This window comes from Duganella sp. HH101, from assembly GCF_001758795.1.
GTDB lineage: Bacteria > Pseudomonadota > Gammaproteobacteria > Burkholderiales > Burkholderiaceae_D > Rugamonas > Rugamonas rivuli.
The window spans coordinates 23,988-47,322 of record NZ_LRON01000007.1 but is presented as its reverse complement, the minus strand read 5'-3'; the positions used below and the strand labels follow the sequence as shown (position 1 = coordinate 47,322).

General features: G+C 65.0%; 20 protein-coding genes. 6 read left to right on the top strand and 14 right to left on the bottom strand.

The annotated features are described in order from the left end of the window. Positions 1-83: 83 nt before the first annotated feature. From DUGA2_RS13240 to DUGA2_RS13215, 6 genes are all read right to left on the bottom strand, one after another. Positions 84-830 (bottom strand): peptidylprolyl isomerase, encoded by a 747-nt coding sequence (locus DUGA2_RS13240; protein WP_070269723.1) that lies wholly within the window; start codon positions 828-830, stop codon positions 84-86. Positions 831-840: 10 nt separating this feature from the next. Then, positions 841-1,524 (bottom strand): respiratory nitrate reductase subunit gamma, encoded by a 684-nt coding sequence (gene narI, locus DUGA2_RS13235; protein ID WP_070269722.1) that lies wholly within the window; start codon positions 1,522-1,524, stop codon positions 841-843. A 10-nt stretch (positions 1,525-1,534) separates the two neighbouring features. Beyond that, a complete protein-coding gene (narJ, locus tag DUGA2_RS13230) occupies positions 1,535-2,212 on the bottom strand; it encodes a nitrate reductase molybdenum cofactor assembly chaperone (protein ID WP_070269721.1) in 678 nt (225 codons plus the stop codon). Beyond that, positions 2,205-3,761 carry a nitrate reductase subunit beta gene (gene narH, locus DUGA2_RS13225; RefSeq protein WP_070269720.1) on the bottom strand — a complete coding sequence of 519 codons (1,557 nt, stop codon included), beginning with the start codon at positions 3,759-3,761 and terminating at the stop codon, positions 2,205-2,207. Before narH ends, narJ begins: the two co-directional genes overlap by 8 nt. Beyond that, a complete protein-coding gene (locus DUGA2_RS13220; protein WP_070269719.1) occupies positions 3,758-7,465 on the bottom strand; it encodes a nitrate reductase subunit alpha in 3,708 nt (1,235 codons plus the stop codon). The genes narH and DUGA2_RS13220 overlap by 4 nt, the downstream gene beginning before the upstream one ends. Positions 7,466-7,632: 167 nt before the next feature. Further along, a complete protein-coding gene (locus DUGA2_RS13215) occupies positions 7,633-7,974 on the bottom strand; it encodes a hypothetical protein (RefSeq protein ID WP_070269718.1) in 342 nt (113 codons plus the stop codon). A gap of 221 nt (positions 7,975-8,195) precedes the next feature. Between DUGA2_RS13215 and DUGA2_RS13210 the strand changes: the two genes are divergently transcribed. Beyond that, positions 8,196-8,582: a hypothetical protein gene (locus tag DUGA2_RS13210; protein WP_070269717.1), complete on the top strand. Its 387-nt coding sequence runs from the start codon at positions 8,196-8,198 to the stop codon at positions 8,580-8,582. Between the two features lies 1 nt (position 8,583). After that, a complete protein-coding gene (locus DUGA2_RS13205) occupies positions 8,584-8,805 on the top strand; it encodes a DUF3079 domain-containing protein (protein ID WP_070269716.1) in 222 nt (73 codons plus the stop codon). A gap of 143 nt (positions 8,806-8,948) precedes the next feature. Here DUGA2_RS13205 and DUGA2_RS13200 read toward each other — a convergent pair whose 3' ends face one another. The 7 genes from DUGA2_RS13200 to DUGA2_RS13170 form a co-directional block, all read right to left on the bottom strand. Next, a complete protein-coding gene (locus tag DUGA2_RS13200) occupies positions 8,949-11,168 on the bottom strand; it encodes a hypothetical protein (protein WP_168167783.1) in 2,220 nt (739 codons plus the stop codon). Between the two features lie 165 nt (positions 11,169-11,333). Next, entirely contained in the window at positions 11,334-11,996 is a 663-nt protein-coding gene (locus tag DUGA2_RS13195; RefSeq protein ID WP_070269714.1) for a carbonic anhydrase, read from the bottom strand. A 9-nt stretch (positions 11,997-12,005) separates the two neighbouring features. After that, entirely contained in the window at positions 12,006-12,686 is a 681-nt protein-coding gene (locus tag DUGA2_RS13190) for a Crp/Fnr family transcriptional regulator (RefSeq protein WP_070269713.1), read from the bottom strand. A gap of 7 nt (positions 12,687-12,693) precedes the next feature. Continuing rightward, positions 12,694-14,112: an oxygen-independent coproporphyrinogen III oxidase gene (hemN, locus tag DUGA2_RS13185; protein ID WP_070269712.1), complete on the bottom strand. Its 1,419-nt coding sequence runs from the start codon at positions 14,110-14,112 to the stop codon at positions 12,694-12,696. 13 nt (positions 14,113-14,125) lie between these two features. Next, on the bottom strand, positions 14,126-15,511 hold the full coding sequence (locus DUGA2_RS13180) for a NarK family nitrate/nitrite MFS transporter (RefSeq protein WP_070269711.1): 1,386 nt from the start codon (positions 15,509-15,511) through the stop codon (positions 14,126-14,128). A 25-nt stretch (positions 15,512-15,536) separates the two neighbouring features. Next, a complete protein-coding gene (locus DUGA2_RS13175; RefSeq protein WP_070269832.1) occupies positions 15,537-16,811 on the bottom strand; it encodes a nitrate/nitrite transporter in 1,275 nt (424 codons plus the stop codon). An 83-nt stretch (positions 16,812-16,894) separates the two neighbouring features. Continuing rightward, a complete protein-coding gene (locus DUGA2_RS13170; RefSeq protein ID WP_070269710.1) occupies positions 16,895-17,341 on the bottom strand; it encodes an Rrf2 family transcriptional regulator in 447 nt (148 codons plus the stop codon). 186 nt (positions 17,342-17,527) lie between these two features. On the opposite strand from DUGA2_RS13170, the gene DUGA2_RS13165 reads away from it, so the two are divergent. The 4 genes from DUGA2_RS13165 (at position 17,528) to DUGA2_RS13150 (ending at position 22,775) form a co-directional block, all read left to right on the top strand. Further along, on the top strand, positions 17,528-19,801 hold the full coding sequence (locus DUGA2_RS13165; RefSeq protein ID WP_070269709.1) for a nitric-oxide reductase large subunit: 2,274 nt from the start codon (positions 17,528-17,530) through the stop codon (positions 19,799-19,801). A gap of 207 nt (positions 19,802-20,008) precedes the next feature. Further along, positions 20,009-21,385 carry a copper-containing nitrite reductase gene (gene nirK, locus DUGA2_RS13160; RefSeq protein ID WP_229212167.1) on the top strand — a complete coding sequence of 459 codons (1,377 nt, stop codon included), beginning with the start codon at positions 20,009-20,011 and terminating at the stop codon, positions 21,383-21,385. Next, positions 21,382-22,191, top strand: coding sequence for a formylglycine-generating enzyme family protein (locus DUGA2_RS13155; RefSeq protein ID WP_070269707.1), 810 nt, complete (start codon positions 21,382-21,384; stop codon positions 22,189-22,191). The genes nirK and DUGA2_RS13155 overlap by 4 nt, the downstream gene beginning before the upstream one ends. Next, the gene (locus DUGA2_RS13150) at positions 22,188-22,775 is read left to right on the top strand and encodes an SCO family protein (protein WP_070269706.1); all 588 of its coding nucleotides are present in this window, start codon (positions 22,188-22,190) and stop codon (positions 22,773-22,775) included. Before DUGA2_RS13155 ends, DUGA2_RS13150 begins: the two co-directional genes overlap by 4 nt. Here DUGA2_RS13150 and DUGA2_RS32615 read toward each other — a convergent pair. Continuing rightward, positions 22,768-23,283, bottom strand: a complete 516-nt coding sequence (locus DUGA2_RS32615) for an AAA family ATPase (RefSeq protein WP_071658903.1) — start codon at positions 23,281-23,283, stop codon at positions 22,768-22,770. The two genes, DUGA2_RS13150 and DUGA2_RS32615, sit on opposite strands and share 8 nt — an antisense overlap. Between the last annotated feature and the right edge of the window lie 52 nt (positions 23,284-23,335).

Here is a 23,335-nt window from a genome sequence, read left to right as displayed (position 1 = left end):
CTGCCACTGCGCATGACGGCTTAGCCGGCCTAGTTCGAAATGACTAGACGCCCCCTGTCCTTCCCGCGAAAGCGGGAATGACGTTACTGCACCAGCGGCGACTGCGCGCCGTCCAGTTCCACGCCCTGGATGTCGGCGCGGCCGACCAGGATGTGCAGGTACTGGTGCAAGGCGCGCTGCCAGGACTGCCGGCGCAGCTCGTCGGCAATCTGCGCCTGCACGGCGGCAAACGGCACCATCGCGCCCTCCACCCGCCGCTGCGCCTGCACGATATGCAAGCCGAAACGCGTTTCCAGCAAGCGCCCGGCCAGCTCGCCCTGTTGCAAACGGAACAACAACTCATCGAATTCCGGCACACACTGTCCGCGCGCCAGCTGCCCCAGGCTGCCGCCCACCACACCCGACGGGCAGTTCGAATACTGCCGCGCCAACTCCTCGAAGCGCTCCGGCCGCGCCTGAAGCTCGGCCAGGATCAGCTCCGCCGTCTGGCGCAGCAGCTCCAGCGGCGCCGCCGGCGTCACCTGGAACAGAATGTGGCGCGCCTCGACCAGATCGCCGCTGCGGAAACGCTGCGGCTGGCTCTGGTAGTAGCGCAGGCTGCTGGCCTCGTCCACCTCCGGCACCACCACTTCCTGCGCGAACAGCTTCTCGATGCGCTCATCTTCATCGGCGCCGGCGATGCCCAGCCGGTCCGCCTCCTGCAACAACACCTGGCGCAGCACCGCCTCGTGCACCGCCTGGCGCAGCGGGTTGTCCGCCTTGGCCTGGTGCGGCAGCTCCGCCGCGATGACGCTGTCGTCGATGTCGACGCCATTGACTGCGATACCCATGATCGTCTCCTCAGCGCGGACGCACCAGTTGATAAGCGCGGCTCAAATAGGTGACGGCGCCGAAGCCGCTCCACACATGCACCAGGCGGGTGAACGGGAAGATCGCGAACAGCGACATGCCCATGAACAGATGCAGCTTGAACACCAGCGGCGCTTCCTCGATGAAGCCGGCGGCGTCGCCGCGCAGCGTCACCACATGCTGCGCCCAGCTCATCAGCAGAACCATCATGTGCCCGTCCATATGCGACGCCGACACAAAGATCGACGACAGCCCCAGCAGCAAGGTCGCCAGCAGCCACACCAGCACCAGCTTGTCCTTGAAGGTGCTGCGGGCGCGCACGCGGTCGTTGCTCAGGCGGCGGGCGATCAGCATCAGCAGGCCGACCAGGCACAGCGAACCCATCACGCCGCCGGCCACCATCGCCACCAGCTGCTTGGCGCCGTGGGTGACGCCCAGCGTATCCCACACCCACACCGGCGTCAGCAGGCCGGCCATGTGGCCGAAGAACAGGCCCAGCACGCCGATATGGAACAGCGGACTGCCCAGCTTCAGCATGCCGCTGTTGAGCGTCTGGCTGGATTCGGACTTCCAGCTGTACTGCTCGCGGTCAAAGCGGATCAGGCTGCCAACAAAGAAGATGGCCAGCGCGATATAGGGATAGATGCCAAACAAGAATTGATGTAAATAGTTCATATTATTCTCCTCAATGACGCTGCGGCGCCGCCGCCTTCGGATAGAAATGCACCGGATGGGCGCCGCCGCCCATGGCCGGCGCCAGCAGCGGTTCGATGCCGTCGGCGCCGGGGCCGAAGGTTTCCAGCGCCTCGTCCATGTCGCGCACCGGCGGCTCGCTCAATTCCTCGGCCGGCACCGGCGTCAGCGTCTGCAACAGGTCGAACACGCAGGCATACGGGCTGCCGTTGGCGTGCAGCTTGCGGCCGATGTAGGCCAGCACATGAATGGCGTCGCCCAGCACGCGCTGCGCCTCGGCCTGCTCCAGCTGCGACAGGTATTCCAGGAACAGCGGCACATAGTCCGGCAAGTCGTTGCCGACCATTTGCAGGCCGTGCTTGCTGTACTCGGCCAGCAGGTCGACCATCGCCTGCCCCCGGTCGCGCGATTCGCCGTGGATATGCTCGAACAGATGCAGCGAATGCGACGGGTTGCGGTCGAAGGTCATCACATATTGCTGCTGCAAGTCGATCAGCGCGGTGCGGCGCATGTGCAGCATCAGCCCCTCCAGCGCGGCGTGCCAGCGTGGCAGCGTGTCCAGCAGGTGCCGGTCCAGCTCCGGCAGCTCGGCCAGCAGCTCCGGTTCCGGGTACAGCAGCAGCGCCGACAGCACGCAATAGCCGTGGGCTTCGTTGGTATGGTCAGACATCGAGGTTCTCCTTTTTCTTGCGTGACTTCGGCATCGACATGAAGATCTCCGACCCGTGCTTGCGTTTTCCGAACAGGCTGGCGTCGCTGACGCCGTCCGAGCAGCCGTTGCCGAAACTGAAGCCGCAGCTGCCCTTCTCGTTGAAGCTGTCCTCGGCCATTTCCTTGTGGCTGCTCGGAATCACGAAACGGTCCTCGTAATTGGCGATGGCCATGATGTGGTACATGTCCTCCACCATCTCCGCCTCCAGTCCGACCTGCTTCAACACCTCCAGGTCGGGCACCGCCGCCACATGCTTGCTGCGCATATAGGCGCGCATCGCCAGCATGCGGTCCAAGGCGCGTATCACCGGCTGCTGGTCGCCCGCCGTCAGCAGGTTGGCCAGGTATTGCACCGGGATGCGCAGGCTGGCGGTGTCCGGCAGGATGCCGTTCTTGCCCATGCGGCCGGACTCGGCGGCGGCCTGGATGGGCGACAGCGGCGGGATGTACCACACCATCGGCAGCGTGCGGTATTCGGGATGCAGCGGGAACGCCACCTTCCACTCGACCGCCATCTTGTACACCGGCGAACGCTTGGCCGATTCCAGCCACGAATCCGGGATGCCCTGGCGGCGCGCTTCCTCAATCACGGCCGGATCGTGCGGATCGAGGAACAGGCCCAGCTGCGACGGATACAGGTCGCGCGGATCGGCCACCGAGGCCGCCTGCTCGATCTTGTCGGCGTCGTACAGCAGCACGCCCAGGTAGCGGATGCGGCCGACGCAGGTTTCCGAGCACACCGTGGGCTGGCCCGCTTCGATGCGCGGGTAGCAGAAGGTGCACTTCTCGGCCTTGCCGGACGACCAGTTGTAATAGATCTTCTTGTACGGGCAACCGGAGATGCACATGCGCCAGCCACGGCACTTGTCCTGGTCGATCAGCACGATGCCGTCGTCCTCGCGCTTGTACACCGAGCCCGACGGGCAAGACGCCACGCACGTCGGATTGAGGCAATGCTCGCACAGGCGCGGCAAGTACATCATGAAGGTGTTCTCGAAGGTGCCGTACATTTCCTTCTGCATGTTGTTGAACAGCGTATCCTGGCTGCGCTGGGCGAATTCGCCGCCCAGGTCATCCTCCCAATTCGGACCCCACTCGATCTTTTCCATCTTCTTGCCGGTCAACACCGAGATCGGACGGGCCGTCGGCGGTGTTTCCGACAACGGCGCGTTTTGCAGGCGCTCGTAGTCGTAGGTGAACGGCTCGTAGTACTCGTCGATCTGCGGCAGGTTGGGATTGGCGAAAATCTGCGCCAGGATCTTCAGCCGGCTGCCCTGGCGCGGCTCGATCTTGCCGGCGTCGGTGCGGCGCCAGCCGCCGTTCCACTTGTCCTGGTTTTCCCAGTGCTTCGGATAGCCGATGCCGGGCTTGGTCTCGACGTTGTTGAACCAGGCGTACTCCACGCCGTCACGGCTGGTCCACACGTTCTTGCAGGTGACCGAGCAGGTGTGGCAGCCGATGCACTTGTCCAGGTTCAGCACCATGCCGATTTGCGCGCGAATTTTCATGCTTTGCTCCCATTCGTTTCCTTCAACGGGCCTTCCAGCCAGTCGACCTTGTTCATCTTGCGCACCAACACGAATTCATCGCGGTTGGAGCCGACCGTGCCGTAGTAGTTGAAGCCCCACGACAGCTGGGCGTAGCCGCCTATCATGTGGGTCGGCTTGGTGACGGCGCGCGTCACCGAGTTGTGGATGCCGCCGCGCTTGCCCGACATCTCGGCGCCAGGCACGTTGATGATCTTTTCCTGTGCGTGGTACATCAAGGTCATGCCTTCCGGCACGCGCTGGCTGACGATGGCGCGGGCAGTCAGCGTGCCGTTGACGTTGAACACCTCGATCCAGTCGTTGTCGGCGATGCCGGCCGCCTTGGCGTCGGTCTCCGACAGCCACACGTGCGGGCCGCCGCGCGACAGCGTCAGCATGCGCAGATTGTCCGAGTAGGTCGAGTGGATACCCCACTTCTGGTGCGGCGTGATGAAGTTCAGCGCGATTTCCTTGTTGCCGTTCGGCTGAGCACCCAGCATCGCCGCCGTGGTCTTGGTGTTGATGGCCGGCTTGTACACGCACATGCCCTCGCCGAAATCGCGCATCCAGCGGTGATCCTGATAGAACTGCTGGCGGCCGGTCAGCGTGCGCCAAGGGATCAGTTCGTGCACATTGGTGTAGCAGGCGTTGTAGCTGACCTCTTCCGACTCCAGGCCCGACCAGGTCGGCGAGGAGATGATCTTGCGCGGCTGCGCCTGCACGTCGCGGAAGCGGATGCTGTCATGCTCGCGTGGCAGCGCCAGATGGGTGTGGTCGCGGCCGGTAATCCTGGACAGCGCATCCCAGGCCTTGACCGCCACGTGGCCGTTGGTTTCCGGCGCCAGCGACAGGATCATTTCCGCCGCATCGATGGCGGTATCCAGGCGCGGCTGGCCGTGCGCCACGCCGGGCGCCGTCACCGTGCGGTTGATGCCGCGCAGTACGTCCACCTCGTGGCCGGTCTTCCAGCTGATGCCCTTGCCGCCGTTGCCGATTTTTTCCAGCAGCGGGCCGATCGAGGTGAACTTCTGGTAAATCTGCGTGTAGTCGCGCTCGACCACGGTGAAGTTCGGCATGGTCTTGCCCGGCACCGGTTCGCATTCGCCGGCGCGCCAGTCTTTCGGGTCGAACGGCTGGCCCAGTTCGCCGGGCGTATCGTGCATCAGCGGGGTCAGCACCAGATCCTGCTGCGTGCCCAGGTAGGCGCCGCCGATTTCCTCGAACTTCTTGGCGATGCCCTTGTAGATTTCCCAGTCCGACCGCGATTGCCACAGCGGCTGCACGGCTTCCGACAGCGGATGGATGAAGGGATGCATGTCCGACGTGTTCAAGTCATCCTTCTCGTACCAGGTCGCGGTCGGCAGCACGATGTCGCCGTACAGGCAGGTGGTGGACATGCGGAAGTCCAGCACCACCAGCAGGTCCAGCTTGCCTTCTGCGGCCGGGCGCACCTTGACGTCGCGCGGCTTGATGCAGTCGTCCTCGTCGCTCATCAGCGCGTTCTGCGTGCCCAGCAGGTACTTGAGGAAGTACTCGTGGCCCTTGCCCGAGCTGCCCAGGATGTTGGAGCGCCACACGAACATATTGCGCGGGAAGTTGGCCGGATTATCCGGATCGTCGCAGGAGAACTCCAGCTTCTTGTCCTTGATCTGGCCGACCGCGTAGTCGACCGGGCTCATGCCTGCCGCAGCGGCGGCGCGCGTCACTTCCAGCGGATTGGTCTGCAACTGCGGCGCCGATGGCAGCCAGCCCAGGCGCTCGGCCTTGGCGTTGTAGTCCAGCAGCGTCATCGGCGCGACATCGGGGCCCGCCGTCGGCGAGGCGATTTCCTCGGTGTGCAGCTTCTCGTGGCGCCATTGGCTGGTGTGCGCGTAGAAGAACGAGGTGCCGTTCATCTGGCGCATCGGACGGTTCCAGTCCTGGGCGAACGCCAGCGGCGTCCAGCCGGTTTGCGGACGCAGTTTTTCCTGGCCCACGTAGTGCGCCCAGCCGCCGCCCGACTGGCCGACGCAACCGCACATCATCAGCATGTTGATGATGCCGCGATAGGTCATGTCCATGTGGTACCAGTGGTTCAGCGCGGCGCCGACGATGACCATGCTCTTGCCGCGCGTCTGGTCGGCGTTCTCGGCGAACTGGCGCGCCACGGTGATGACATCGGCGGCCTTGACGCCGGTGTGCTTGACTTGCCAGGCCGGGGTGTAAGGCACGTCGTCCTCGTAGCCGGTGGCGACGTTGCCGCCGCCCAGGCCGCGGTCGATGCCGTAGTTGGCCAGCGTCAGGTCGAACACGGTGGCGACCAGCGCGGTGCTGCCGTCGGCCAGCGTCAGGCGCTTGACCGGCACGTTGCGCATCAGCATATCGCTGCTGTCCTTGCCGCCGAAGTAAGGGAAGCCGACCGCCAGCACCTCATCGCTGCAAGCGATCAGCGACAGCTGCGGATCGACCGGCGCGTTGTTGCCGCCCTCTTTCATTTCCAGGTTCCACTTGCCGGACTCGCCCCAGCGGAAGCCGATCGACCCGGCCGGCGCGACGATGCGGCCGCTGGCCTCGTCGATGACCAGGGTTTTCCAGTCCGGGTTGTTGGTTTCGTCGAGGTTGTTGGCCAGGTGCGAGGCGCGCAGGAAGTACTCCGGCGCCAGCTTGCCGTTCTGCTCTTTCAGCAGCACCAGCATCGGGAAGTCGGTGTACTGCTTGGCGTATTCCTTGAAGTAGACCGACTGGTGGTGCGCGTGATACTCTTTCAGTATCACGTGGCCCATCGCCATCGCCAGCGCGGCGTCGGTGCCCTGCTTGGGCGCCAGCCAGATGTCGCCGAACTTGGCCATCTCGCCGAAGTCGGACGACACGGCCACCGTCTTGGTGCCCTTGTAGCGCACCTCGGTGTAGAAGTGGGCGTCGGGGGTGCGCGTCATCGGCACGTTCGAGCCCCACACCATCAGGTAGGTCGAGTTGTACCAGTCGGCCGATTCCGGCACGTCGGTCTGCTCGCCCCACACCTGCGGGCTGGCCGGCGGCAAATCGCAGTACCAGTCGTAGAAGCTCAGCGCCACGCCGCCGATCAGCGACAGGTAGCGCGTGCCGGCCGCATAGCTGACCATGGACATGGCGGGAATCGGCGAGAAGCCGACGATGCGGTCCGGGCCGTATTTCTTGATCGTCAGCGCATTGGCGGCGGCGATCATCTCGTTGCTCTCTTCCCAGGTGGCGCGCACGAAGCCGCCCAGGCCGCGCACCGATTTGTACAGCGCGGCGCGTTCCGGGTTCTGGCTGATGTAGTCCCAGGCCGTGACCGGGTCCATCGTCTTGCGCGCCTCGCGCCACATTTCCATCAGGCGGCCGCGCACCATCGGGTACTTGACGCGCTGCGCCGAATACACGTACCACGAATAGCTGGCGCCGCGCGGGCAGCCGCGCGGCTCGTGGTTGGGCAGGTCGGGACGGGTACGGGGGTAATCGGTTTGCTGCGTTTCCCAGGTGATCAGCCCGTTCTTCACATAGACCTTCCAGCTGCACGAACCGGTGCAGTTGACGCCATGCGTGGAGCGCACGATCTTGTCGTGCTGCCAGCGCTGGCGATAGGCGTTTTCCCAGGTGCGGTCCTCGTGCACGACAGCGCCGTGGCCGTCGGAAAAGGTCGATACCGTTTTATTGAAGAACTTCAGGCGATCCAGAAAGTGACTCATGCTGCCTCCTAACTTGCACCCGGCGGGGACCGGGCATGCGGTCGCATGCAACATGCATGGACTCGACGATGATTGCAGTCTAAGGAGAGCGGACGCTGGTGTGAATCGGCAAGAAGGCGGCCGGGCGGCGCGAGAAGGACTAGGGGGACTAGGCCGAAGTGACTAGTTCACAGCGCACCGGCGCAATCGTGGCCGGTGCAGGCGGGCAGCCAGCGGCCATCGGCGGCGCGCACGGCGGCGGCGCGGACCAGGCCCGGCTGCTCCAGCGCGCCCAGCTGGGCAAGCATGGCGCCGACGCTGCAATAGCGCAGCACCAGGCCGCTGTCGTAGCGTATCTGGCCGACGATGTCCGGCGCGGCGGCGGGCGCCTCGCAACGCGCGCCGGACGGCGGCGTCCATGGCCCGCTGGCGGCCGGGCCGTAGCCCTGCCACATCCATCCGGTTCCGGCGGCGACCGCCAGCGCGACGGCCAGCCGGCCAGCCGTCCGATATTTCCTGGTGAACCTCATTCCTCGTCCTTTGCATCCGGCCGCAGTGCGGGCCGCGCCGCCATTATTGGCCGGGCGCCACGTGCCGGTCCTTGACTTGAATCAAGCGCTGCCGGGCGGCCAACAAGGCAAAGGAACTAGGCCGACTAGTCATTCATGTCGATGGGCAGCGGCCCCGGTCCGCGTTATACATAGAGCCTGGGCCGCCGCGTCGCGCGCGCCATTGCATATGGAGGAAGTTTATGAACATCGCCACGTTTGAAGAATTGCTGATCGCCGCCGCCGTCCAGGCGCAGCCACAACGCCTGCTGCTGACCTTTGCAGTGGCCGAACCGGAACCGGGCGCCGCGCCCGGCATGTCGCCGCGCACCACGCTGGTGCCCGTCATGTGCGTCGACAAGCAGGTCGGCGAGTTGGACACCTTCGCCAACCTGGCCGAGGAAGCCCAGCACATGGGCCAGCCATGGGACGTGCTGCTGATCACCACCCTGTCCGGCAGGGATGGCCGCCTGCCCGACGCCCAACAGACCGATGTCGCGCTGAACAAGATGCTGGGCGCGATCCAGCAGGGACAGATGGACCGCCTGCTGGCCTTCGACCGCCAGGGCGACCTGATGAGCTACGCCTGAGATGGCGAAGATCTTCCCGCTGCGCCCGGCGCGGCCCGAGCTGATCTGCTGGGGCTGCGACCGCTATTGCCCGGCCAACGCCATGATCTGCGGGAACGGTTCGGATCGCAGCCAGCATCCCTACGAGCTATTCGGCGAGGGCTGGGAAAGCTTTGGCCTGAATGCCCCGCCAGCCCCGAACCCCGACGATGACGGCCAGCCGCCGCCGGCCGCCCAGACCTGAGCGCGCCAGGCAAGCAGGTCAAACAGACTATAGGCCCGGCCGCGCCAACCCAGGAATGACTACGCCAACGATGCGCCCGGCCAGGTTGGCATCGCGGCCCTGATGTACGCCTTCGACCAGGTCGCACCGCCGCCCTCCCGATCCTACGTCAGCCTGCGGGTGGTGTATTTCATTTGCCAGTTCTCGTTCCAGCCGACATAGATCGTCTTGTTGTCGGCACCGCCGAACGCCCGTACATCCTGATGCGACCAGCAATTATCGACTGGCAGCAAGGCCGCCTGGCTGAAGCTGGCATAGCTGTTGCCCGTGGCGTAAAAGACACGGTCGCCACGGCGCCACAGCAAGTAGAGCACGCCCTCCTGCACCGCCAGGGCCGGCCCACGGTCTGTCGCGGTGTCGTCCGCCAGCCTGACCTGGGACGACCAGTTGCGGCTGCCCTTGGCCAGGCTGGCGGAAAAGATCGGCGTGCCGCCGTGGTAGCCGCTCCAGGCCATCACCAGTTGATCGTTGTAGACCGCCAATGCCGGTGAGCGTTGCGTGTCGCGTCCCGGCAGCTTTTCAGGGCTGCTCCAGGAACCGCCAGTCTTCAGATTGTAGTAGCTGGCATACAGTCCGTCCCGGTCCCCGCTGCCGGGCATGCGGTCGCCGTAGTCGGCCCAGGCCAGCACCAGTTCGTCGCCCAGGCGCGCCATGGCCGGATTCGTAAAATCCTTGATGCGGGCAGTGCTGAATTTTGTCCTGTCCCAGCTGCTGCTCGCGCTCAGTTCGCCGCTGGCCTGGCAGACGTAGAGATCCTGATTGCCCTTGTCGTGGTAGGCCACCATGATGGTGTCATCCCCCGCCGCGATGGCCGGGCTCTCGAAGCCCACCGCCGGCGTGGCAGCAGGTCCGACCACGATCGATCCCTCGGGATAGCGATCCATTTGATCGAGCGGCTGCAAGACGACCCGCCAGCGATCCGAATCGGTGAAGCCTACCCAGGTCTTCCCCTTGTAGGCGAAGAAGGTGGGCGCCCAGGAACTGTGGGCGCGGTTGAACACGCTGACGTAGTTCCAGACATCGGTGATACGTCCCCATTGCAGCAGGAAAGCCGCGGCATACAACTGCCCGGTGTGCAACGAGGGCCGCAGGATGGCGCCGCACTCCTCTTCCGTGAACGTATTGTCGTAAAAGGTATGCGCGCCATGCGCGCCATGCACGATCCGCACCTTGCGCGCCAGCAGGGGCTTGAGCTTGCTGTCGTAGAGTGCCTTTTGCTGCTGCGACAGCGCCATGATGAGATCTTTCAGACTATGGCAATTCAAACTGTCCGGATCGATCTGGTCCGCGCGCACGGAAGCGGGATCGAGCTGGAATTTGGCGCCCACCAGTTCGGCCAGTGCTTCGAAGCCGCTATGCCGCCAGTCGCCGGACAAGGGCCAGTTGATGAAATTCGCGGCATGCATCGGCTGGCTCAGATCGGTGACATAGTGCAGTGCCAGGCCTAAGGCATATCCCGCCTGAGTGCGCCATTCCTTCAACTGCGCTTCCGGCTGCTGGGGCTGGTCCTCCAGCAAGGCACAGTAACTCAGCGACTTGTAGGCGAACACGATGGCCTGGGTCAAGGCCGTGGGCGCCGTGTCGCCCCACCAGTTCTTGCCGGTCGCGGGATTGAAGAAGTGCGACTTGTAGGTGGGGATGATGCCGATAGAATCGTTGTACTCCCCCTTGTCGTCGGCATCGCGCAAGCCCTTGAAGAGACCACCCCTGAAGGCTTCCTCTTTGAACAACTCGGTTGCCCGCCTGGCGCCGGGGATGGCGCCATGGGCCTTGACGATGGCGAAGGCGTTGGCGACGAGCCGTTCGTGTTCCTTGTCATCCCACTGCACATCGCGCACGCGATGATCGTGCGGCGCGCCGTCGGCCTGCGGCGGCAGTTGCTCGCGGTTGAAGCAGGCATTGACCTGGTCCTTGAAGGTCGACGTGTCCATGGTGCTGTCCTGTACCGTGAACAAAGCGCCCTCGCCGGTCGACGACATCACAAAGCCGCCGGCGCCATCGCCGACGGCAAACAGGCCGGCGCGGTTCATCAACAGGACGCGATTTCCTTCCGGTACCAGCCTGAAGCCAAACCTGTTCAAGCCGTCGGGGCTATGCAGTTCGGACGGCGACGCCGGCTCGGTGAGCAGCAGCCCTTGCGCCCCTGTCGAGAAATACCCGCCGTGAAAAATGCAGCGCAGTGCCAGCCATTGATCCTGCAGCGGCTGCGCTTCCATATACCATTGCACCGACGGCTGGCCGAGGTCGAACACCCGCACCGGCGATCCGGCGACGTCGCCACTGCTGAGCGCCTGCTCGCCAAGCCATAACATTTTCAACTGCATGCTGTCTGCCATTGCTTTCCTCCAGAGTCCAATTTGAATGCGCCAATTGTACGTCGAGGTAGTTGAGAAAACAGCACCAAAAGACCAGTCCAAGAAGACTATACAAACCGCCCGGCGCATTCCGTATCATGCACGGCAGCCGGTACGCCAGCATGACATGCCAGACTAGGCCGATAGCGCCTCCCGCCCCGTCAGCGGGCACACCAGCGGCAGGAACTGCTGGCGGCGCGGCGAGTACGCCATCAGCGCCCCGCTCTGCAAATCGAAGTACCAGCCGTGCAGCTTGAGCTTGCCCTCGTCGACGCGGCGCTTGAGCCACGGATAGGTCAGCAGATTGTCCAGCGACAGCAGGATGCTGGCCAGCTCGCACGCATGGTGCTGCTCGGCGCTGCCGCGATGCGCCAGGTCGCGCCGCACGCGCTGCGCCACCGGCTCGGCAATCCGCATCCACTGGCCGACGAAATCCGTCTCGCGCTGCGCCGGCCTTGGCGCCATCAGCGCGCGGATGCCGCCGCAACCGGCGTGGCCCAGCACGATCACGCGCTCGACCTCCAGCTCGCAGACGGCGAACTCGATCGCCGAACTGACGCCGGCCGACGCTGTCGGCGTGCACGGCGGCACCAGGTTGGCGATATTGCGCACCACGAAGATGTCGCCCGGATCGCTGCCGGTCAGCAGCACCGGATCGACCCGCGAATCGCAACAGCCGATCAGCAGCGTGCCGGGACGCTGGCCCGTGCGCAACGTGCCGTAAGGGCTTTCGCTGTTGTTGAAATACTGCTGCTGGAAGCGGCCGAAACCGCTGATGAATTTTTCGATGTCTTGCATGCTTGTCCTTCAGGCGGCGCAGCGCCGCAGCGCAGGCACGTCCAGGATGTGTATCTTGCGTCCCTTGAAAGCGATCAGCTGCTGCGTGCTCAGATCGGCAAGAATGCGCGAAAAGTGCTCGGGCGTCAGGTTCAGGCGCGAGGCCAGCACGGCCTTGGTGGCCGGCAGCGTCAGTTCGCCGCCGGTTTCCTCGTGCAGCTCCTTGAGCAGATAGCCGGCCACCCGCTGGGTGCCCGAGCGCAGCGAGAACGACTCCATGTCGCACATCAGGCTGTGCATGCGTTGGCTCAGGCCGGCCAGCATCTTGCACGCGAACTCGGGGTCGGCGTGGATCTCGCGGTAGATCGCCGGCTTGGCCACGTGCAGCAGCAGCGTGTCCTCGGTGGCCTGGGCGGAGACGATGTAGGGACTGCCCATGAACATCAGCGCCTCGCCGAAGCTCTGGCCCGGGCCGATCAGCTCGATCACCTTCTCGCCGCCGGCCAGCGACGTGAACGCCAGCTTGACCTGGCCATACACCACCTGGTGAAAGCCGACGCAATCGTCGCCGCGCTGGAAGATGGTGCCGCCGCGCTCGACGCGCAGCTCGGTGGTGCCGAGCGCGATGCGCGACAGCTCTTCCGCCCCCATCGAGTTAAACAGCGGCACCCTGGCCAGGAAGGTCTGCACTTTGATTTTGTTCTTTTCCATACCTGCCTCAAATGGTTCGCGAATACCACACCGGCTGCGGGCCTTCCGCGCGCGGCGCGTGCAGATAGCGGTCGAAGGCCATGCAGATATTGCGTATCAGCAGGCGGCCGCGCATCTTCACGCGCAATCCCCTGCTGCCTATGCATAGCAAGCCCTCCTCCTCCAGCGGCTTCAGGCGCTCCAGCTCGGCGGCGAAGTAGTCGGCGGCGGCCACGCCTTCCGGCAGCGCCAGGCTGGCGTAGTCCAGCTCGAAATCGCACATCAGCTGGCCGATCACGGTGCGCCGCAGCAGGTCATCTGCGCTCAGTTCGATGCCGCGTGCGATCGGCAGTTCGCCCCGGTCCAGGCGCTCGTAGTAAGCCGACAGGGTTTTCTCGTTCTGGCTGTAGCTGGCGCCCACCGCGCTGATGGCCGACACGCCCAGCGCCACCATCGGCGCATCGGCATGGGTGGAATAGCCCTGGAAGTTGCGCTGCAACTTGCCTTCACGCTGGCTGCGCGCCAGGTCGTCGTCCGGCAGCGCGAAGTGGTCCATGCCGATGTAGACATAGCCGGCCTCGGTCAGCCGCTCGATGCACAGGCCCAGCATGGCCAGCTTGGTGTCGGCGTCCGGCAAGTCTTCGGCCTTGATCAGGCGCTGCGACTTGAACAGCTGCGGCATGTGGGCGTAGTTGTAGACCGCCACGCGGTCGGGCCGCGCCGCGACGATCTTGTCCAGCGTCGGCCCGAAGCTGGCCACGCTTTGCAGCGGCAGGCCGTAGATCAGGTCCACGCTGACCGAGCGGAAGCCGCAGTCTCGCGCCGCCTGCAACACTTCCATCGTCTGCTCGTAGGACTGGATGCGGTTGACCGCCTGCTGCACCGCCGGATCGAAATCCTGGATGCCCAGGCTGATCCGGTTGAAACCCTGGCTGCGCAAGGTGGCGATGCGCGCCGGCGTCACGGTGCGCGGATCGACTTCGATGGAAAACTCGCCCTCCGCATCCGGCGCGAACGCGAACTGGCCGCGCAATGTCGCCAGCAAGTCGCCCATCTGCCCGTCGCTCAGATAGGTTGGCGTGCCGCCGCCGAAATGCAGCTGGTCGACGCGGCGGCGGCCGTATAGCAGGCTGCCCTGCAGCGCGATCTCGCGATACAGGTAATCCAGGTACTCGACCGCCTTGTCGCGGTCCTGGGTGATGATTTTGTTGCAGCCGCAGTAGTAGCACAGCGAGGCGCAGAACGGGATATGCACGTACAGCGACAGCGGCGCCGCCGGATCGACCCCGGCCACGGCGGCGCGGTACTGCTGCGCGCCGAATCCGCCGTCGAAGCGGTCCGCGGTCGGGTACGAGGTGTAGCGCGGTCCCATCTGGTTCAACTTGCGCACCAGCGCCGCGTCGAATTCGACGGACGGGGTCAGTGCAATCACTCTGGCGGATGACATGACAGGACTCCGTTCAGCAAGGCATGGCCGCGTTCTTGCGGGCGTAGCACCACCAGGTGATGGCGATGCAACTGACATAGAAGCCGATGAAGCACCACAGCGCCGCATCCGGGCCGCCGGTCATGGCGATCGAGGTGCCGTAGCTCTTCGGGATGAAGAAGGCGCCGTAGGCCGCCACGGCCGAGGTAAAGCCCAGCACCGCCGCGCCTTCCTTGTTGGCATCGACGATGGCTTGCTGTTGCACGGCGGCCGGTTGGCCGGCTGCGGCGCGCTGGCGTTCCGTCAGGAAGATCACCGGGATCATGCGGAAGGTCGAGGCATTGCCGACACCGGTGCCGGCGAACAGCAGCATGAACATCCAGAAGAAGCCGTTGAAGTTGCCGCCCGTGCCGCCGTGCGGCAGGAAGGTGATGACGCCGTACACCGCCGCGATCATGCTGGCGAAGGTCCACACGGTCACGCGGGCGCCGCCCAGCTTGTCGGAGATGATGCCGCCGGCCACACGCGCCAGCGCGCCGACCAGAGGGCCGAGGAAGGCGTATTGCAGCGGATTGACATCAGGGAACTGGGTCTTGATCAGCAGCGGGAAGCCGGCCGAGTAGCCGATGAAGGAACCGAAAGTGCCGGTGTACAGCCAGCACATCAGCCAGTTGTGCTTGCGCTTGAAGATGACAGCCTGGTCGGCGAACGAAGCCTTGGCCGACGCCAGGTCATTCATGCCGAACCACGCCAGCAGGCTGCTGACGGCGATGAACGGCACCCAGATGAAGCCGGCGTTTTGCAGCCACAGCGTGGTGGTGTGGCCGGCCTTGGTGGCGCTTTGCGAATCGCCGCCCAGCGCGCCGAACACGCTGCCGGTAATCACCAGCGGCACGACGAACTGCACCGCCGACACGCCCAGGTTGCCCAGGCCGGCGTTCATGCCCAGCGCATAGCCCTTCTGCGCTTTCGGGTAGAAGAAGCTGATGTTGGCCATCGACGAAGCGAAGTTGCCGCCGCCGAAGCCGCACAGCAGCGCCAGCGCCAGCATGGTCGGGTAGCCGGTGGTGACATCCTGCACCGCGAAGCCGATGCCGATGGCCGGAATCAGCAGCGAGGCGGTGGATATCGTGGTCCACTTGCGGCCGCCGAAGATGGGCACCATGAAGGAATAGAAAATACGCAGCGTGGCGCCGGACAGGCCCGGCAAGGCGGTCAGCCAGAACAGCTGGTTGGTGCTGTACTGGAAGCCGATGGCCGGCAGGTTGACCACCACCACGCTCCACACCATCCACACGGCAAACGCCAGCGCCAGCGCGGGGATGGAGATCCACAGGTTGCGGTTGGCGGTGCTGCTGCCGCCGCTGCCCCAGAAGGCGGGGCTTTCGGGCTCCCACGTGTTAATCATGTATTTGCTCATCATTTTCTCCTTGAATAGTTGTGGCTCAGGCAGGCACAGCGCCGGCCAGCGGCTGCGGCTGTTCGGCTGCCGTTGGCCGGAACGAGTAATGCATCCAGACCAGCGACACGCAGACCGTGCCGTACAGCAGCATGAAAGCGCTGGAACGCACGCCGGTCAGGTCCAGCAGCGCGCCGAACAGAATCGGCAGCACGAAGCCGCCCAGGCCGCCGGCCAGGCCGACCACGCCGGACACGGCGCCGATGTTGTCGCTGAAATCGTCGCCGATGAATTTGAAGACCGAGGCCTTGCCGATCGCCATCGCGGTACCGACCACGAACAGCAGCGCGGTGAACATCCACGGCGTCAGCGCCAGTTGCAGGTGGACGTCGCCGTGGGTGGTCTTGACGATCATCGCCGTCGGCGGGTAGGACAGCAGGAAGAAGCAAACCCAGCACACCCACATCACCCACCACGTGACCTTGTAGGCGCCGTAGCGGTCCGAGATCCAGCCGCCCAGCGCGCGCAGCACGCCGCCCGGCAACGAGAAGCAGGCCGCCAGCAGCGCCGCCAGGCGCAGGTCGAAACCGTATTCGCCGACGTAGTACTTGGTCATCCACAGCGCCAGGCCGACGTAGCCGCCGAACACCACCGAGTAGTACTGGCAATAGCGCCACACGCGGCGGTCTTTCAACACCTTGAGCTGTTCGGACAGCGGCACGCTGGCGCCGCTCTGGTGCGACGGATCGGTGGCGGAGAACACCCAGAACAGCAGCGCCGTCACCAGCATCGTCACCGCATACACGGTGGGCAGCGCTTGCCAGCCCCAGGCCGCGATGATGGCGGGAGCGACGAACTTGGTCAGCGCCGAACCGGAATTGCCGGCGCCGAAGATGCCCATCGCCAGGCCGCGCCGCTCACGCGAGAACCAGCGCGCCACGTAAGGCGTGCCGACCGAGAACGAACCTCCGGCCAGGCCGATGAACAGGCCCAGCACGAGGAACTGCCAGAACTGCGTGGCCAGGCCGACCAGGTAGATGGCCGGCACGGTCGCCAGCATCAGCAGGAAGAAGACGATGCGGCCGCCGTAGCGGTCGCACCAGATGCCCAAGGGCACGCGCACCAGCGAGCCGCTCAGCACTGGCATGGCGGCCAGCAGGCCGAATTCGGTTTCGTTCAAGCCGAGCATTTTTTTGATGGGGATGCCCAGCACCGCGAACATCATCCAGATCGCGAAGCAGATCGTGAACGACACCGTGCTGCTCGCGAGCACCTGGACGGCTTTGTTATTGTTAGACACTTTGAATCTCCTGACGGACATAGGGATGGCATCAGGGTAAGCGCTGGGCTGGCCGCCGACCATCGGCAGGACGGCCAAACCGCCACTGCAAACAGGCTAGCGGCCTAGGCCAAAAGAACTAGGTCTTGGGCCTGGACTGGCACGGCCTCGACCGGACAGGCGATGTCGGCCAGCGTCACCGCGTCCAGCGCCGACAGGTAGGCCAGCACCGCCTGCCCCAGCATGCCCTGCACGCAGCAGCGGCCCGCATGCACGCAGGTGGCCTGGCGGGCGTCGAAGCAATCGGCCATGTGGAAGTCGGGCTCGCTGGCCCGCACCACCTCGCCGATGCGGATGGCCGACGGCGCGCGCGCCAGCGCGATGCCGCCATGCCGGCCGCGCACGGTGCGGATCACGCCCGTCAATCCCAGCTGGTACACCACCTTGGTCAGGTGGTGCTTGGACATGCCGTGGCGCTCGGCAATCTCAGCGATCGTCGCCAGCCGGTCCTGCTGCCCTGCCAGGTAGATCAGCGTGCGTAAGGTGTAATCGGTGAAGGCGGTCAGGCGCATGGTGGACTCCGTTGTAGAGGGCAGCGCCATTATTCATGCATCCAAAATATTTGTTCATAACCTGGATCAAGAAAAACCGGGATCGAATATACATGTTTAAGCGCCGCGCCTAGAATCGGCTCCGTCGATCCGGCCATCGCCGGTTCGCGCTCCATCCTCTCATCAGCCAACTTAAGGAACCATGCCATGCACGCCACACGCAAGCTCTGGACCTGGCTCGCCATCATCTGCGCCCTCTCCTTCGCCGTTCTCGGCTGGGTGGGTGCGGAAATCTACCTGACGGCGCCGCCCATCCCCAAACACATCACCAGCGTCGACGGCAACGAGCTGTTCGGCGAAGGCCAGGTCGACCGCGGCCAGCAAGCCTGGCTGTCGGCCGGCGGCCAGCAGCTCGGCACAGTCTGGGGCCACGGCAGCTATGTCGCCCCCGACTGGTCGGCCGACTGGCTGCACCGCGAGGCGCTGGCGCTGCGCCAGATCTGGGCCAAGCGCGATTTCGGCGCCAGCTTCGACGATCTGAGCAAATCCAACCAGGCCGCGCTGAACGCCCGGCTGAAGGAGGAAATGCGCCGCAACAGCTATGACGCCGCCACCGGCACCATCGTGCTGTCGGCCGACCGCGCCGCCGCCGTGCGTGAAGTCGCCAGCCACTACACCAGCCTGTTCGGCGACGACCGCGCGCTGGACCATCTGCGCGAACAGTACGCGATGAACGCCAATTCGCTGCCCGATCCGGACGACCTCAAGGCCTTGCCGGCCTTCGTGTTCTGGTCGGCCTGGGCCGCCGCCACCGACCGCCCCGGTTCCGTCGACCTGAGCTACACCAGCAACTGGCCGCACGAACCGCTGATCGACAACCGTCCCAGTGCCGGCGCCGGCATCTGGTCCATCGCCAGCATCATCCTGATGATAGGCGCCATCACCGCCATGGTGATGGTGCATTCGGCAGCCAAGGAAGAAGCCGATCCGGTGCCGCCGAAGACCGATCCGCTGTTCAACCTCAAGCCTACGCCATCGATGCTGGCGACCAAGAAGTACTTCTTCGTGGTCATCGGCCTGATCCTGGCGCAAGTGGGCATGGGCGTCATCACCGCCCACTACGCGGTCGAAGGCCATAGCTTCTTCGGCTACCCGCTGGCGCAGATCCTGCCGTTCGTGGTCAGCCGCACCATCCACACCCAGTTCGCCGTGCTGTGGATCGCCACTGCCTGGCTGGCCACCGGCCTGTACATCGCACCGGCCATCTCCGGCCACGAGCCCAGGTTCCAGAAGCTGGGCGTGAACCTGCTGTTCTACGCGCTGCTGTTCATCGTGGTCGGTTCGACCGCCATGGGCTGGCTCGGTTCGCTGCAACACAAGGGCACCGGTTTCGCCTTCTGGCTGGGCAACCAGGGCCTGGAATTCACCAGCATGGGCCGCATCTGGCAGATCCTGCTGTTCGTCGGCCTGCTGTTCTGGGTCACGCTGCTGGGCCGCGCACTGTGGCCGGCACTGGTCAAGAAGTCGGAAAGCCGTGGCCTGATCGTCATGGTGTTCCTGGCTGCGCTGTGCATCGGCGGCTTCTACGCCACCTCGCTGACCTGGGGCCGTCACACCCACTACTCGATGATCGAATACTGGCGCTGGTGGCTGGTGCACCTGTGGGTCGAAGGCTTCTTTGAAGTGTTCGCCACGGCCGTCATCGCCCTGCTGTTCACCCGCCTGGGCCTGATCCGCGCATCCACCGCCAACAGCGCCATCGTGCTGGAAACCATCGTGTTCCTGTTCGGCGGCATCCTCGGCACGCTGCACCACCTGTACTTCACCGGCACCCCGACCTTCGTGATCGCCATCGGCGCCATGTTCTCGGCGCTGGAAGTGGTGCCGCTGTCGATGATCGGCGTCGAAGCCTGGCGCAACTACCAGCGCTCCAAGGCCGCGCCCTGGGTCAGCACCTACAAGTGGTCGATCCTGTGCTTCATCGCGGTCGGCTTCTGGAACACCGTCGGCGCCGGCCTGCTGGGCTTCTCGATCAACACGCCGATCGCGCTGTACTACATGCAAGGCCTGAACATAACGGCGGCGCACGGCCATGCCGCGCTGTTCGGCGTGTACGGCATGCTGGGCATCGGCTTGCTGCTGTTCTGCCTGCGCGGCCTGTGCGACCGCCTGGCCTGGTCCGACGCCCTGCTCAAGGTCATGTTCTGGTGCCTGAACCTCGGCCTGGCGATGATGGTGTTCATCTCGCTGGTGCCGGCCGGCATCTACCAGGCCTGGGCCAGCGTCAGCACCGGCATGTGGTTTGCGCGTTCGCCGGAAGTGATCCACTCCAAGCTGATGGAAACGCTGGTCTGGATGCGCGTACCCGGTGACGTGGTGTTCGCCATCGGCACGCTGTTCCTGGCGCTGTTCGCCTGGCGCCTGCTGACGGCGCGTGGCAACAAGGCCCGCCTGGCGGCAGTGTCCGCAGACCGCGCCTGATCGTTCTTCGCGGGGCGGCCTGCCGCCCCGCTCCACATCTCCGGCCGCCAATGTCGAATTCGACAACCCAGGTCAAGGATTTTGCCGTTTGCTTCCCCTAGCATGGATGCGCACTCAACTGAGAGTGCGCCAACAACCAAAGGCGACATAAAAATGAGAACGCAATTGAAACTGGTCGCGGCCGGCCTTGCCGGCGCCGTACTGGCCATGACCCACGCCAACCTGGCCGCCGCCCCCGAGGCGGTGCTGCCCACCATCACCCAGGAACTGCTGGCGCCGCCGCTGCTGCCGCCACCGATCACCCGCAAGACCCCGGCCAAGGTCGTGGTCAACCTGACGGTGGAAGAAGTCGAGCGCGAGATCGCCCCCGGCACCCGCTACACCTTCTGGACCTTCGGCGGCACGGTGCCGGGCAAGATGATACGGGTGCGCGAAGGCGACACCGTCGAGCTGCACCTGCTCAACCTGCCTGACAACAAGCTGCCCCACAATATCGACCTGCACGCCGTCACCGGCCCTGGCGGCGGCGCCGCGCAGACGCTGATCGCGCCCGGCAACGAAGCCAGCTTCACCTTCAAGGCGCTGGCGCCCGGCCTGTATGTGTACCACTGCGCCACCGCGCCGGTCGGCATGCATATCGCCAACGGCATGTACGGCATGATCCTGGTCGAGCCGAAGGAAGGCCTGCCGCCGGTGGACCGCGAATACTATGTGATGCAAGGCGAGTTCTACACCAACGGCGCCTATCGCGCGCCCGGCCTGCAGGGCTTCGACATGCAGAAGGCCATCGATGAAAAACCGACCTATGTGCTGTTCAACGGCGCCGACGGCGCGCTGACAGGCGCCAACGCGCTGACCGCCAAGGCCAACGAGAAGGTGCGCATGTACTTCGGCGTGGGCGGTCCCAACATCACCTCCAGCTTCCACGTGATCGGCGCCATCTTCGACCGCGTCTACACCGAGGGCGGCAGCCACTACCAGGAGAATGTGCAGACGACGATGGTGCCGTCGGGCGGTTCGACCATCGTCGAATTCACGCCGCGCGTGCCGGGCAACCTGACGCTGGTGGACCATTCGCTGACGCGCGCCTTCAACAAGGGCGCCATCGGTCTGATGGCGGTGAGCGGCCCGGAGCGGCCTGAGATCTACGGCAAGGGCATCAAGAAAGCGCTGCCCGGAGCGGCTACGGCGGCTGCGGCCAAGCCGGCCGAGAAGCCTGTCGCCAAGCCCGTCGCGACGGCGGCCGACCGCGCCCAGCAGCTGCGCGGCAAGGCGGTCTACGACGCTAACTGCTCAGCCTGCCATCAGGCGGATGGCAAGGGCGTGCCCGGCGTGTTCCCGCCGCTGGCCAATTCCGACTTCTTCCAGCAGCGGCCGTATGAGATGGCGCACATCGTGCTCAACGGACGCAATGGCGAGATCGTCGTCAATGGCGAGCACTACAACGGCGTGATGCCGCCGCAAGACCTCAGCGACGACGACATCGCGGCCGTCATCAACTATGTCGGCGTCGACATGAACAAGGGCACGCCAGTCGTGACGCCGGCTCAGGTGCGCGACATGCGCAGGTCGCGTCAGCCATGAAGCCCTGCGCCGCGCTGATGCCGTTCCTGCTGGCCCTGCTGGCCCTGCCGGCCGGCAGCGGCATGGCGGCGGACGCCGACTACCGCGCCATCGCCGGCGGCACGCTGCGCAGCGTGCTGCCGGCCGACGGCGTGGCGGCGCCGGCCGGCGTGGCGCCCTATCTGCTGCGCACCCGGCTGGTGACGAACGCCGAGTTCGCAGCTTTCCTTCAACGCACACCGGCCTGGCAGCCCGGCCTCGTGCCCGCACTGATGGCTGCGCCCAGCTACCTTTCCGGCTGGCGCAGCGCCACCGATTACGCACCGCTGGCCGGCGACGCCCCGGTGGTGCGCGTCGGCTGGTACGCCGCCCGCGCCTATTGCGAGTCCGAAGGCGGCCGCCTGCCGCGCTGGTACGAATGGGAATTCGCCGCCGCGGCCGACGCCGGCCGCCCCGACGCCCGCGACGATCCCGAGTGGCTGGCCCACATCCTCGGCTGGTACGCCGACGCCGGCAAGCAGCCGCCGCACAGCGTGGCGGCCGGCGAGGCCAACTACTACGGCATCCATGACCTGCACGGCCTGGTATGGGAATGGGTGGAAGACTACAGCGGCCTGTTCGTCAACGCCGACAGCCGCGCCAACGGCGACCAAAAAATGCTCGACTACTGTGGTGGCGCGGCCGTCTCGCTGGCCGACCGCCGCAACTACGCGATTCTGATGCGCCTGGCCCTGCTGTCCGCGATGGAAGCAAGGCAGGACGGCGCCAACCTGGGATTCCGCTGCGTGCGCGATCCCGTCCCTCACGATCAAGGAAGCAAACCATGAAACAGCTCACCTCCATACGCCGCGCCCTGCTGGCCGCCGCGCTGCTGCTGCCGCTGCACGCCTGGAGCGCCCCGGCCGCAGCCACCCTGCCCGGCAACTCCATCTACCGCCTCGACGCCGCGCTGACCGACGCCGGAGGACAACACTTCACCCTGCGCGACATGGCGGGCACGCCGGTACTGATCACCATGTTCTACGGCGACTGCCACGCGGCCTGCCCGATCATCATCGAGACGCTCAAGCGCACGGTAGCCGCGCTGGGGCCGGACGGCAAGCGGCTGCGGGTGTTGATGATCAGCCTGGATCCGCGCCACGACACGCCGGCCACACTGTCAGGGCTGCTGAAGATGCATCAGCTCGATTCGTCGCAGTTCCGGCTGGTGGTAGCGGACGGCGACAGCCAGACACGCGCGCTGGCGGCTGTGTTAAACATCAAGTATCGGGTATTGGAGAGCGGCGAGATCAATCACACCAACCGCATCGCGCTGCTGGACACCAGCGGCACGGTGCAGGTGGACACCACCCGGCTCGATGCCGAACCTGATCCGGCGTTCGTCAAGCGGGTGGCTGCGTTGATCAGGTAGTGGAGGTCTGGCGATTGACGAATTTTACGTCGAACTCATCACATTCGATGTCATCAGGCGCCTCCCAAAGACTGCTTGCGATATCGAATACATGGTCCGGCACGATCATCGAAAACGTCGCGCCCTTTTCAGTATTCCGCCGCCGTACCCGCTCGCGCCGGACATCGATCGGAGCATCCAGTATATGAAGAACAGGAGCATGCCCACTATGGCTGATTCTGCGGCTAAACTCTATGCGCGGCCCGCGCTGAATCAGTCCGAGCTCAAGGATGACATCCTTCTGCGCTGCCAAAAGGCGCCGGCTATGGTCCCAGATAAGATCGACCAATCTATCTTTCCGTTCAACATACCAAGGTATGAATTCTCCGGCGGGGCGGTCGGCACTGAACAGTCTCACGAACCACTCGTCCAGTGCGATGTGGACGCCCTCAGTACGCGAGGCCAGTTGAGTGGCGAAAGTAGACTTCCCGGCTCCAACTGGACCTTCGATTAAGTAGACAGTAGGCATGATGAATGAATGGCCCTGCTAAAGTCGGTGAAAATGGTGTCCGCAGTCAGGA